We start from the raw sequence: 12,163 nt of genomic DNA on the forward strand, positions 1-12,163 counted from the left end.
CAGCACGCTTCAAGAACTGACTCCGCACGGTTGTTTGAGCAGAGCGTAGCGGCGCGAGTTCCGGGCGGGGCCTCAAGACTTGAGTACCGCAGGGAACCCGAAGCGCAGCGAAGGGCGGTGCGGTCGGGGGGAGCTCTTTGGTTACTTTCTGGCGGGTCAGAAAGTGACTCGCCCGCCGGGGCGAAATCCCGGCATGGGCTTGGCCTGAAACGCCACTCCTGCATAGTCCCATCGCCGCCCTGCGAAACACATGCTCTCCACCCAATTCATCCTCCACCTCACCCTCCAACGCGACAAGGTCGAGTCCTTCGACCGCTACCCGTTCAACCTCCCAGCCGTGCGAACGCTGGACAAGCTGGAGATGCACCCCAAGGTGACCTTCCTGGTGGGCGAGAACGGCTCCGGCAAGTCGACGCTGCTGGAGGCGCTGGCCGTGTCGCTGGGTTTCAACGCCGAGGGCGGCAGCAGAAACTTCAACTTCGGCACGCGGCTGTCGCACTCGGAACTGCATGAATACCTGCGCGTCGCCAAGGGCTACAAGCAGCCGCGCGACGGCTTCTTCCTGCGGGCGGAGAGCTTCTTCAACGTGGCCACCGAGATTGAAAACCTCGACGCCGCGCCAGGTGGCCCGCCCATCATCAACGGCTATGGCGGCAAATCACTGCACGAACAGTCGCACGGCGAATCCTTCCTCGCGCTGCTCAACAACCGCTTCGGCGCCCGCGGCCTCTACCTGCTGGACGAACCCGAGGCCGCGCTCTCCCCGCAGCGCCAGCTCGCCGCGTTGGCGCGCCTGCATGAGCTGACGAAGGCCGGCTCGCAGTTCGTCATTGCCACGCATTCGCCGCTGCTGATGGCCTACCCCGATGCCTGGATCTACCAGTGCACCGCCAACGGCGTCCAGCGCGTGGCCTATGAAGAGACCGAGCATTACCGCGTGACACGTGACTTCATGGCGGACCCGCAGCGCATGCTGGGCGCGCTGTTGGGCAGCTGACGCCCGGGCGCCAGTGCTCACCCCACCGCGCGCTTACGATGCGCGCCCATGTCCCCCCTAGTTCGTGGCCTTCTCGGTGCCTTCGGCCTGCTCGTCGCCCTGGCCCTGGGCGCCGCCCACGCCGAGACTCCCGGCGCCGGTCCGCTGGAGGTGCAGTTCCGCAGCGTCAGCGTGCCGCAGAACTCGGTGCCCGCCATCGCCCAGGACCGCGCCGGCCTGCTGTGGGTTGCGACAGCCAAGGGCCTGACGCGCTATGACGGCTACCGGCTGCGGCCCATCGAGCTGGCCGGCGAGGCGGGCACCCGGCCCAGCCTGGGCTGGCTGCGGGCGCTGGCGCCGGCGGCCGATGGGCGCATGTGGATAGGCACCGAGTTCCTGGGCCTGGTGGCCTACGACCCCGTGCAGGACCGCGTCGAGCGCCATGCCGCGGGCGCCCCGCTGGCGCCCATCCGCGCGGTGGCCGAGGACCGCGACGGCGCCGTCTGGGTGGGCACCATGGGCCGCGGCCTGTACCGCTACGAGCCGGGCGCGAAGAAGGTCGAGCCGCAGACGTTGACCTGGCAGGGCGAGGCCGAGAACCGCGTGCTGGCCCTGCGTGCAGGCAGCGACGGCACGGTCTGGGCCGGCCACTGGCGCGGCCTGGCGCGGCGCGTGAATGGCGCCTGGCAAGACCTCCCGCTCCCCGACCTGCCGAACGGCGTGCCCGTGCTCACCCTGGCCGAGGACCGTGCCGGCCGCCTGTGGCTGGGCACGCAGGACGGCCATGTCGGCGTCGTCGAGCAGGGCCAGGTGCGCTGGGTGCTGGCCCTGGGCATGCCCGTGCAGGCGCTGGCCGAAGACGCTGCCGGCCGGCTCTGGGTGGGCTGCAAGAACGGCATCTACTGGGTGGACGCGGCCAGCGGCGTTGTCGAAGCGCGCCTGCGCCACGACCCGCGTCACGCCCTCGGCCTGGCCGGCAACGACGTCAGCGGCCTGCTGCGCGACCGCAGCGGCGCCATGTGGGTCAGCGGCTACGGCCTGGGCCTGCAGCGCCACCTCAGCCACCCGGCCCTGGCCGTGCGCGGCCCGGACGCAGACCCGGCCGCCCCGCTGGCCGAAGCCGATGTGCGCGCCGTGCTGACGTTGAAGAACGGCGAGGTGCTCGGCGCCACGCAGACCGGCCAGCTCGTGCGCCTGGACGGCCGCCCGGGCCGCGACCTGGCCACGCTGGGCACCTGGCCGCGCGAGCGGCGCAGCGTCGTCGAGAACCTGGCCGAGGCGGCCGACGGCAGCGTCTGGATGGCCTCAGCCGGCCGCCTGGAGCACCGCGCGGCCAACGGCCGCCTTCTGCATGACTGGCCACTCGACGGCGGCCGCGCCCAGCAACTGCTGCTGCGTGCCGATGGCAGCGTCTGGCTGGGCATGCAGGAGGGGCTGTACCGCCTGGCCGGCGTCGACGCGCCGGCGCTCGAGCGCGTGCACCCTGTGGGGCGTGGTGCCAGGCTGCACGGCGGCATCCATGTGCTGCGCCAGGCGCCCGACGGGCGGCTGTGGGTGGGCGGCCAGCAGGGCCTGCTGCGCGAGCGCGAACCGGGCGGCGGCCTGGAGCCCGTGCCCCAGGCTGCCAATGAAGCCCTGGGCAGCCCGGCCGTCATGGCCCTGCTGTGGGCGCGCGACGGCCGGCTCTGGGTGGACGTGCCCGCCAGCGGCCTGCACCGCCTCAAGGGCTGGGACGGCGAGGGCCGTGCGCGCTTCGAGCGCATCAGCGAGCGCCACGGCGTGGAGGGCTTGTTCGGCGGCCATCTGCACGAAGACGCGCAGGGCCGCATCTGGAGCCAGCTCTACGTCTACGACCCCAAGCTGGACCGGCTGGACAGCTTCGGCGCCGCCGAAGGCGCCAACTTCGGCAGCCACTGGTTCTTTGCCAGCGCCGAGCTGCCCGGCGGCGGCCTGCTGTTCGGCGGCAGCCGCGGCCTGCTGCGCGTGCAGCCCGAGGCCTGGCAGGCCGAGCGCGGCAGCCCGCCGCTGGTCATCAGCGGCCTGCGTGTGAACGGCCAGCCCTGGGTGCAGCCGCGCAAGCCGGGCGAGGCACTGACGCTGCCACCGGGCCGGCGCACGCTGTCCGTCGAGTTCGCGGCGCTGGACTATGCCGACCCCACCCGCCTGCGCTACGAGTACCGGCTGCAGGGCCTGGAGGAGGGTTGGACACGCGTGGATGCCACCGGGCGAAACCCCAGCTTCGGCCCGCTCAAGCCCGGCCGCTACACGCTGCAGGTGCGCGCGACCGCCCACCACGCGCTGTGGGGCGGCGAGGTGCTGGCCCTGCCCGTCGAGCTGCAGCCCGCCTGGTGGGAGACCGACCTGGCGCGTGCCGGCGGCCTGATCGCGGTGCTGGCCGGCATCTGGGCCTGGACGGGCTGGCGCACCCGCCAGCTGCGCCGCCGCGAGGTGGAACTGCGCACCCTCGTGGACGAGCGCACCGCCGAGCTGCGCGAACTCAGCCTGACCGACGCACTGACCGGCCTGCGCAACCGCCGCTACCTGGAGCTGCGCCTGGAAGACGACCTGGCGCTGTGCCTGCGGCGTTTCGAGCCGGTGGGTGGCGACGGACCGGGGCCGGACGCCGACCTGCTGCTGCTGCTGCTCGACCTGGACCTCTTCAAGCGCATCAACGACCTGCACGGCCACGCGGCCGGCGACGCGGTGCTGGTGCAGCTGGCCGAGCGGCTGCGCGGCGTCTTCCGCGAGACCGACTCGCTGGTGCGCTGGGGCGGCGAGGAGGTGCTGGTGCTGGCCCGCGAAACCGACCGGCGCGACGCCGCCGAGCTGGCCGCCCGTGTGTGCGCTGCGGTGCGCGACCGGCCCTTTGACATCGGCCCCGGCGAGACCGTGCAGGTCACCGTGTCCATCGGCTTCTGCGCCTTCCCGCTGGACCCGCACCACCCGCGCCTGTGGGACTGGCGCGCCTGCCTGGCCCTGGCCGACTCGGCGCTCTACGCCGCCAAGGCGCAGGGGCGTGACGGCTATGTGGGCGCTGTTCGCGCCAAAGGCTTGTCGCCGCGCGAGGCGCCGGAGGGGCTGGACGGCTGGCAGCGCGAAACGCGGCTCGACGTGGCTCGCAGCGCTGCCGACGACGTGCTCAGTCCAGCCTGAACAGGAAGCGCAGCGCAGCCGGCAGCGCTGCCCGCCAGGCGGCCTCGTTGTGCTCGGCGTCCGCGGCGATGTGCAGGTTCAGCTGCTCCCGGCGCAACTGCCGCGCGAACTGTCGGTGCATGTGGCGCGTCTGCCCCGCCATGCTGCCGCCTTCGCGGCTGCCGCAGTAAAGCTGCACCCGCGTGCCGGCCGGCAGCGCTGCCCTGGCCGTGGCCTCGAAGAGCTGCGGCGCGGCCCAGTAGGACGGGCTGAACAGGCCATAGCGGCTGAACACATCGCCGTGCCACAGCAGGGCCGCGTGGCTGATGAGGCCGCCCAGCGAGCTGCCGATCAGCGCCGTGTGCTCGCGTTCGGGTTGCGTGCGCCAGCCCGCGTCGATGAAGGGCTTGACCGTCTTGACGATGAATTCGAGATAGGCCGCGCCCTCGGACTTGCCCAGCGCCTTGTGGTCGAACGGCGCCATCTCGGTGTTGCGCTTGTCGCCGCCGTTGTCGATGCCGACGACGAGGGCCTCGAAGCCAGTGCTTTGAGCCAGCTGGGCCATGGTCTCGTCGACACCCCATTCGCCGGCATAGCCCGTCGCTGCGTCGAACAGGTTCTGGCCGTCGTGCATGTAGATGACCGGGTAGCGCTTGCCTGGTTCGCTGGCATAGCTTGGCGGCAGACACAGGCGCAGCGTGCGCTGTCGGTTCAGGCCCGGCATCGTCAGCGGCGGCTCCAGCACCTGCACGCTGGACAGCGCGGTGGACGGCGCGGCGCGGGCGGGCAGCGTGGCGGCGAGGGGCAGGGTGAGGAGGAGGCGGCGTTGCATGGCGCGCAGGCTATCCCGGTATGCGCGCCCTGTCGCTCGTCATGCAACGGATTTGCGGCCCGAATGGGGTTTGATCCTCTGACCACCACGACGCCTCGGTGACACACTCGCCGCCCATCGGACAGGACGGGAGAGGGCGTGTCGCAGAACACCCAGGGGCCATTCCAGTTGACGCGCCGCCGCGTCATCGGCAGCGGCGCCGCAGCCGTGACGCTGCTGGTGCACGACCTGGCACTGGCCTTCAAGCCACCCACGCCCCGGCTGCCCGGCGCCCGCCCGCAGCCCGAGGGCACGCCCGTGCAGCCGCACTCACCGCCCGGTGCGCCGGACTGGTCCGGTGGTCCCGGCAAGGCGCGGTTTCGCATCGACGGCCTGGCCAAGGTGACGGGCCAGAAGATCTACGCGCGCGACTTCCGCGCCGTCGACATGCCGGGCTGGCCGACAAGCACCCCCGAGCGCATGGCCATGATCCTGCGCGCGACGAACCCGGGCCGAGTCTTCACCGGGCTGGACCTTGGCGCCCTGGCCGGGGCGGACGCCGTGCCGCTGTTGACCATCACGCAGGCACCGCTCACCGGCTTCACCTGGCCGCAGCGCGACCTGGCCTCGCTGAACCTGAGCCTGCCCTTCTCCAGCGCGGGCGCCGACGGCGTTTACCAGCTGCTGGTGCCGGTGGGCACGGCGCCGCAGTTCTACGGCCAGCCGGTGGCCATCCTGATCTTTGCCGACGGCAACGCCTACCGCCGCGCCAAGCGCGCGCTGCAGTTCCAGCCCGGCGTCGTGCAGACCGGCGGGCTGCCGCCGCCGCCGAAGCAGCCCTGGGCCATGGCCTACAGCCCGGTCAACTATTTGACGCGTTATGACGCGCCGGGTGTGGTGCCGTTCTCGCAGGTGCAGGCCGGCTATGAGTCCGACCCCTACCAGCCCGACTCCACCAGCCAGCCCGTCAACAGCACGGCCCGGGCGCTGCGCCAGCGCATCGACAACACGCTGCAGTCACGCAGCCCGGCCGTGCTGCAGCTGAGCGGCACCTACACGACGCAGGTGCTGGACCCGATGTTCATGGAGCCCGAGGCGGGCCTGGCCTGGCTGGACCGCACGGGCGGCGGCACGCTCAACCTCGTGCTCGGCACCCAGGCCACCAACGGCGATGCCGGCGACAGCCTGGCACTGTTCAGCAAGAACTGCCGGATCAAGGTCGAGACCATCGTGCTGAACTCCTGCTACCCCGGCGGCGGCTTTGGCGGGCGGGATGTGTCCACTTTCCCGCCGCTGCTGGCCGTCACCGCCGCGCTGGCCGACGGCCCGGTGCGCATCGCCCAGGACCGCTACGAGCAGTTCCAGGGCGGGCTCAAGCAGCTGGCCAGCAACATCACACAGCGCATCGCGGTGGACGCCAGGACCGGCAAGTTCCTCGCCTTCGGCAGCCAGCAGGTGCTGCCCTCGGGCGGGCAGAACAACTACAGCCAGTTCGTCGCCATGCTGGCCGCCTACTGCGGCCTGAGCGGCTACGACATCAAGCAGGCTTATGTGGACGCCATCGCTCAGCCGAGTACCGGCGTCGTGGCTGGCTCGATGCGCGGCTTCGGCGGGCCGCAGGCGAGCTTCGCGGTGGAGACGCTGGTGGACGAGGTGGCCGTGGCGCTGAAGCGCGACCCCATCGAGCTGCGCGAGATCAACGCATTGCGCGAGGGCGACCGCACCATCACCGGCGCGCCGCTGACGCAGCCCATGCGGCTGCGCGAGATCTGCCGGCATGCGCGTGAGCATTCGCTGTGGCGCGAGCGCGAGGCAGTGAAGGCCCGCAAGGCGCGTGAGGGCATCCGCTACGGCGTGGGCTTTGCGCTGGCCAACCAGGCCTATGGGACGGGCAAGGACGGCGTCATGGCCGAGGTGGCTCTGGCACCGGACGGGCGGCTGACGGTGCGCAGCAACTGCGTCGACATGGGCAATGGCTCGGCGACGACGCTGGCGATCTCCACCGCAGGCTGGCTGGGCCACAACGCGCACGACGTCGTCATGGGCGATGTGGGCAGCTTCAACGCGCTGGACCTGCACAGCGACTCCAAGGGCAGCTGGGCCGACCCGCGTTGGACGGCCAGCTTCGCGATGTCCAGCAGCGCGTGTCTCACGGCCTTTCATCAGGTGCATGTGACCGAGCAGGCCAGCCGCGTGCTGTTCGAGGCGGGGCTGTTGCCGGCGGCGGCGTTGCTCTGGGGCGTGCCCTTGGCGCAGGTGCAGGGGCGCACGAAGTGGGAGGCCGGGCGATTGACAGCGCCAGGTCTTGCGCCGTTGCCATTGGCAGTGCTGGCGGCCAAGGTGCATCAGGTCGGGTTGACGGCGGCGGCGATGGTGCACGGGCTGTACGAAGCGGCCTGGGTGTCGGCGACGTATGCCGTGCAGGCGGGGCGCGCGCTGCAGTTGCCGATCGACGGGTTGTCGCTGCGGGCTGGCGGTCAGTCGACGTGGACGGCGGTGCTGCGGCAGGACGTGGTACCGCCCAAGCCGGAGGCCGGTTTGTATGGCCGCAGCTTGTATGCGCCGTCTGGCGTGCTGGTGGCGGTCGAGATCGCGCCTCGGAGTTTTGAGCCGCGTGTCGTCGCTGTCGAGTTGATGGTGGATGCGGGGAAGGTGTTGCAGCGGGATCTGCTGCTGGGGCAGGCGCAGGGTGGGGTGGCAATGGGCATTGGGTATGCGTTGCTGGAGAACCTGCCGTTGGAGGCGGGTGGGGCTGGGGATGGGCGGTGGAACCTGGATCGGTATCAGGTGGCGCTGTCTGGCGATGTGCCGTTGGGGCGGCTTGGCATCACGACGTTGCCTTCGGATGAGATGACGGCGAAGGGCATTGCCGAGGCGGTGCTGTGTCCGATTGCGCCGGCGATTGGGAATGCGATTGCGCATGCGACGGGGCGGCGGTTTCGGTCGTTGCCCATCACTGCTGCCGACATAGGGAGGGCTTTGGCATGAGCGTCTTATTGGCCAGGCCCAGCCGGGATTTCGTCCCGGCGGCCGACTCACTTTTTGCGCCGCCAAAAAGTAAGCAAAAAGCTCTCCCCTGCGAAACCGCCCCTGCGGGGTGCCCTGCGATGCTCGAAACCCGGGGCCGCACCCAACTCACTTCGCTACGCTCCGTTCAAACAAAGGGGTGCGAAGTCAGAGCTTGAAGCTCGCTTCGCTCGCGCCCCGGGTTTCTGCGCTTCTCGGCGGTTTAGAAGGGGAGGCTCCAGGGACCCATCAGCCAAGCCCGAAGTCCGGGCGGTGGATGTATTTCTGCATGCCCCCTTTTAGCCCCGCCGAGCAGCGGAAGGCCTTGAAGCCGCGCGCGAAGCGCGCCTCAAGAACTGACTCCGCGCGGTTGTCTGACCGGAGCGTAGCGAAGGGAGTTCTGCGCGGGGCTTCAAGGACTGAGCAGCGCAGGGGACCCCGAAGGGGCGGGGCGGTCAGGGGGGAGCTTTTTGCTTACTTTTTGGCGGCCCAAAAAGTGAGTCGGCCGCCGGGACGAAATCCCGGCATGGGCCTCCCCACAGACCAACTCCAACGGGAGGCCCACTGATGACCGACCTCGTCCGCGTCCAATTCCACGTCAACGGCAAGCCCGTCGACAAAACCATCCCCACCGACCTGCCTTTGGTCGACTTCCTGCAAGAGGAACTCGGCCTCTCCGGCACCCGCCTCTGCTGCGGCATCGGCGTCTGCAAAGCCTGCACCGTCGCCGCCCGCCGGCAACCCACCAGCCAAGCGCAACCCATGCTTGCCTGCTCCACCCCGGTCGCCCTGCTGCAAGGCCAGTCCATTACGACGGTGGAAGGTACCGGCAGCATGGAGCACCCCAGCAAGACACAACAAGCCTTCCTCGACCACTTCGCCTTCCAGTGCGGCTACTGCACGCCCGGTTTCGTCATGGCCACCGAGATGCTGCTCGGCCGCCTGCGCGCCCAGCCCGTCAAACGCGACCAGATCGACGCGGCGATTGAAGATGCCGTCGGCCAGCACATCTGCCGCTGCACCGGCTACGCCCGCTACCACCAGGCCATCCGCGCCGTTGTGCTGGCGGAGAAGGGCCTGGTGACGGCATGAGACCCGCGCTGTTGCTAGCGCTGATGCTCACTGGCGCCACCCACGCCGAAACGCTCTTCGAGTACGGCCGCCAATGCGCCGCGCAGATCAGCGAGATCCCCGCCTTCAGCTGTATGGCCGGCCAGGAGATCCCCATCACCGTCGACGGCAACCCCGTGCCACCCCAGCCCGCGCCCGCGCGCTGCGACAAGCCTTCTCTGCTGCACCAGCCCGACGCGCAAAGCCCATGCGTGCCCGGCAGCCGCGCCCTCGTGCTGCGTGACGACAAAACGGCGCAGGTCAGCGCCATCTGCCGCAAGCAGGTCGCGCGGCCGGCGGGCAGCGCGCTGTTTGACGAGATCAACGTCATCTCGCACAGCCTCAAGGACGGCAAGACCTGCTGGTTCACCGCCAAGGCCAAGGCGCCTTTGACCGAAGCCACCGGCATTGACGGCCGCTGGGTGCCCTCGCCCAGCACGCTCACGCGCAAGCCGCAGCCGCCCAGCCCCGCCGGCGTGCAGGCCCTGCCGGCCGACAAGGTCTGGCAGACGCCGCATCAAGTCGCCTGGAGCCAGCCGGCGTGCATCAACTGCCACGACAGCGGGCCGTTCATGTATTCGCCGTACATCGCGCAGACGACTCAGCTGCCCGGTGACCCGTTCGGCGACTACCAGCCCAAGGCCATCGGCGAGGACTTCAAACGCGCCTGGGCCCGGCTGCACGCCTTCGGCATCACGACGCGTGGCAACACCTGCACGGCCTGCCACCGCATCGGCAACATGAACTCGTGCAACGTGGCTATGCAGCAGTCCACCGGCAACGCGACTCAGGAAGGCGGCAACGAGTGGTCGAAGAAGTTCCCTCAATCGCACTGGATGAGCCCGGGCAACCTGCACAGCAAGGCGCAGTGGGACGAGCAGTTCAGCGAGAGCCTGAAGAAGCTGGCGGCATGCTGCGAGGATCCGAAGGGAGCGGGGTGCAGGATCGTCGAGTACGGCGGCAAGGCCGCTAGGCGCTGAAGCGTATGGAGAAACCTGCCATGCGGACGACCGGCATCCTGCGCACCTGGGACGATGAACGCGGCTTTGGATTCGTCGCGCCGACGCAAGGCGGCGCGGAGCTTTTCGTGCACATCAGCGCTTTGCCGCGCGATGGCTCGCGACCCGTCGTCGGCGAGACGCTCAGCTATGAGTTGGGCCGTGGCAGGGACGGCAAGCCGCAGGCCATCAAAGTCATCCGATTGGCGGTCGGTGCGGACGCAAAACCTTCCCGCGAAACGCAACGAGCCGAGCCAAGCTCTGGCGGGATGTCCTGGCTGTTCCGCGGCATGCTGCTGATCCTGCTTGTCGCCGCCGGCAGCTGGGCTTTCAACGCCTACCGCGTGCGCGCCAACCGGCTCCAGCTCGAGAGCATGCCCTCCACGGCGCCAGTCCCTGAATCCTTGCCCTGGCAGGATCGCGGACCCCACGTTGTCACGCCGCCAGCCTATCGCTGCGATGGGCGCACGCAGTGCTCGCAGATGAAGTCCTGCGCCGAGGCAACCTGGTTCATCAATCACTGCCCCGGTACGAAGATGGACGGCAACCATGACGGCGTGCCTTGCGAGCAGCAGTGGTGCACCGGTTCTGGTGCTCGCTAGCGCGGACGCAGCTCAGCTTCGCCCGAACCGCATCAACCGCCCCCGATAGTCCGGCCTCCCCACCTCCGCACCCAGCAGCGTCTCGCTGAACTCAAACCCCAGCCCCGCCATCCGCTTGCCAAACGCCGCTCGGTTGCCGCGATTGGGATCGACGATCAACAGCTCACATCGCGCCAGCGCGTGCTTTTCGATGAAGGCCGCCAGTGCGCCGCCGTCGTCGCGCTCGTAGAGCACGTCGCTGCCGATGATGAGGTCGAAGCGGCCGCGCACATGGGGCGCCCCGCCTTCCGAATCGACTGCGTCCTCGCTCCAGTTGCCATGGCAGTAGCGCATGGGCGCGAGGTCGTTCAGGCGCAGGTTCTCCAACAGGAACGCAGCGGCCAGCGGGTGGATGTCGCTGGCCGTGACTTCGGCGCCGCGCCGGTGGCACACCAGGCTGGCCAGAGCCAGGCCGCAGCCGATCTCCAGGATGCGCTCGCCCACGGGTAGCGGCCGCACAGCCATCGCGGCGGCCAAGTGCAGGCTGGAGGGCCAGACCTGGCCGAACAGCGGCCATTGCGCGGACGAGATGCCTAGAGCAGACGCCGCACCTGCCGCATCGGCGAACTGGTCGTTGTCGAGCAGAGATCGAACCCGCAGGTCCGCTGCGCCGGCGATGGCCAGCGTCTGAACCTTGATGTCGTAGCCGGGCATCTGCCCTCCAGGTGATCGCAATGCGACACGGGGAGGTCAGCGCCGCTGTTCATTCACAGCGGCCGGGCGACAGGCCGGCGGGGCAAGACGGGAACTGACTGCTGGGCGCAGCCGTGGGACGGAGTATGAAGCCCGCTGGGGTCAGCCCCTCACCCGTCACCCCATCAACTCATCAGGTCGTAAGGCCCACCGCGCTCCAGCGCCTGCTTGTAGGCTGGCCGCGCGTGGATGCGGGCCAGGAAGTCCTTGAGCTTGGGGTACTGGTCCATGGCCCCGCCCCGCGAGGCGGCAGCTTCCACCGGGAAGCTCATCTGCACGTCCGCCGCCGAGAACTCGGCGCCGGCAAACCAGGGCCGCGAGGCCAGCTCGCCTTCGAGGAACTTGAGCTGCGCGTCGATATTGGGCTGTACGAAGCTGCCGAGCACCTTGTCGGCAATGCCCTTGGCAATGGGCTTGACGAAGAAGGGCATGGGCGCGCGCTTGATCTTGTTGAACACCAGCTTCATCACCAGCGGCGGCATGGCCGAGCCTTCGGCGAAGTGCATGAAGTAGCGGTAGTTCAGCAGGTCCTGCTCGCCGGTGGGCTTGAGCCGGCCCTGGCCATGGCGCTCCACCAGGTACTCCAGGATGGCGCCGCTCTCGGCCACCGTCAGCCCGCCCTCGGTGATGACCGGGCTCTTGCCCAGCGGGTGCACCTTGCGCAACTCGGGCGGCGCCAGCGAGGTCTTGGCGTCGCGCTGGTAGTGCTTGATCTCGTAGGGCAGGCCCAGCTCTTCGAGCAGCCAGAGCACGCGCTGCGAGCGGGAGTTGTTGAGGTGGTGAACGGTGATCATGC

9 protein-coding genes are annotated in these 12,163 nt (G+C 69.7%); 6 read left to right on the forward strand and 3 right to left on the reverse strand.

Features of this window, described 5'->3' with window-relative positions:
* Window positions 1-250 precede the first annotated feature (250 nt).
* A complete protein-coding gene (locus AC0IZJ_RS27445; protein WP_471855314.1) occupies window positions 251-997 on the forward strand; it encodes an AAA family ATPase in 747 nt (248 codons plus the stop codon).
* 48 nt (window positions 998-1,045) lie between these two features.
* Entirely contained in the window at window positions 1,046-4,129 is a 3,084-nt protein-coding gene (locus tag AC0IZJ_RS27450; protein ID WP_471855316.1) for a ligand-binding sensor domain-containing diguanylate cyclase, read from the forward strand.
* Here AC0IZJ_RS27450 and AC0IZJ_RS27455 read toward each other — a convergent pair.
* Window positions 4,116-4,940, reverse strand: a complete 825-nt coding sequence (locus AC0IZJ_RS27455; RefSeq protein ID WP_471855319.1) for an alpha/beta hydrolase — start codon at window positions 4,938-4,940, stop codon at window positions 4,116-4,118. The genes AC0IZJ_RS27450 and AC0IZJ_RS27455 overlap by 14 nt on opposite strands.
* Window positions 4,941-5,078: 138 nt before the next feature.
* On the opposite strand from AC0IZJ_RS27455, the gene AC0IZJ_RS27460 reads away from it, so the two are divergent.
* The 4 genes from AC0IZJ_RS27460 (at window position 5,079) to AC0IZJ_RS27475 (ending at window position 10,635) form a co-directional block, all read left to right on the forward strand.
* Entirely contained in the window at window positions 5,079-7,907 is a 2,829-nt protein-coding gene (locus tag AC0IZJ_RS27460) for a xanthine dehydrogenase family protein molybdopterin-binding subunit (RefSeq protein ID WP_471855321.1), read from the forward strand.
* 585 nt (window positions 7,908-8,492) lie between these two features.
* Window positions 8,493-9,017, forward strand: coding sequence for a (2Fe-2S)-binding protein (locus AC0IZJ_RS27465; protein ID WP_471855324.1), 525 nt, complete (start codon window positions 8,493-8,495; stop codon window positions 9,015-9,017).
* Window positions 9,014-10,015, forward strand: coding sequence for a hypothetical protein (locus tag AC0IZJ_RS27470; protein ID WP_471855326.1), 1,002 nt, complete (start codon window positions 9,014-9,016; stop codon window positions 10,013-10,015). The genes AC0IZJ_RS27465 and AC0IZJ_RS27470 overlap by 4 nt, the downstream gene beginning before the upstream one ends.
* Window positions 10,016-10,035: 20 nt before the next feature.
* The gene (locus AC0IZJ_RS27475) at window positions 10,036-10,635 is read left to right on the forward strand and encodes a cold shock domain-containing protein (RefSeq protein ID WP_471855329.1); all 600 of its coding nucleotides are present in this window, start codon (window positions 10,036-10,038) and stop codon (window positions 10,633-10,635) included.
* Window positions 10,636-10,647: 12 nt separating this feature from the next.
* Here the strand turns inward: AC0IZJ_RS27475 and AC0IZJ_RS27480 are convergent, their stop codons facing one another.
* Window positions 10,648-11,328 carry a class I SAM-dependent methyltransferase gene (locus AC0IZJ_RS27480; RefSeq protein ID WP_471855332.1) on the reverse strand — a complete coding sequence of 227 codons (681 nt, stop codon included), beginning with the start codon at window positions 11,326-11,328 and terminating at the stop codon, window positions 10,648-10,650.
* Window positions 11,329-11,492: 164 nt separating this feature from the next.
* Entirely contained in the window at window positions 11,493-12,161 is a 669-nt protein-coding gene (locus AC0IZJ_RS27485; protein WP_471855335.1) for a glutathione S-transferase family protein, read from the reverse strand.
* Window positions 12,162-12,163: the final 2 nt, after the last annotated feature.

It is taken from the genome of Roseateles sp. AC306, from assembly GCF_979253795.1.

Bases quoted from the DNA above. Each gene is read 5' to 3' on its own strand.
- AC0IZJ_RS27445 (WP_471855314.1), top strand. From the start codon at position 251: ATGCTCTCCACCCAATTCATCCTCCACCTCACCCTCCAACGCGACAAG.
- AC0IZJ_RS27450 (WP_471855316.1), top strand. From the start codon at position 1,046: ATGTCCCCCCTAGTTCGTGGCCTTCTCGGTGCCTTCGGCCTGCTCGTC.
- AC0IZJ_RS27455 (WP_471855319.1), bottom strand. From the start codon at position 4,940: ATGCAACGCCGCCTCCTCCTCACCCTGCCCCTCGCCGCCACGCTGCCC.
- AC0IZJ_RS27465 (WP_471855324.1), top strand. From the start codon at position 8,493: ATGACCGACCTCGTCCGCGTCCAATTCCACGTCAACGGCAAGCCCGTC.
- AC0IZJ_RS27470 (WP_471855326.1), top strand. From the start codon at position 9,014: ATGAGACCCGCGCTGTTGCTAGCGCTGATGCTCACTGGCGCCACCCAC.
- AC0IZJ_RS27475 (WP_471855329.1), top strand. From the start codon at position 10,036: ATGCGGACGACCGGCATCCTGCGCACCTGGGACGATGAACGCGGCTTT.
- AC0IZJ_RS27480 (WP_471855332.1), bottom strand. From the start codon at position 11,328: ATGCCCGGCTACGACATCAAGGTTCAGACGCTGGCCATCGCCGGCGCA.
- AC0IZJ_RS27485 (WP_471855335.1), bottom strand. From the start codon at position 12,161: ATGATCACCGTTCACCACCTCAACAACTCCCGCTCGCAGCGCGTGCTC.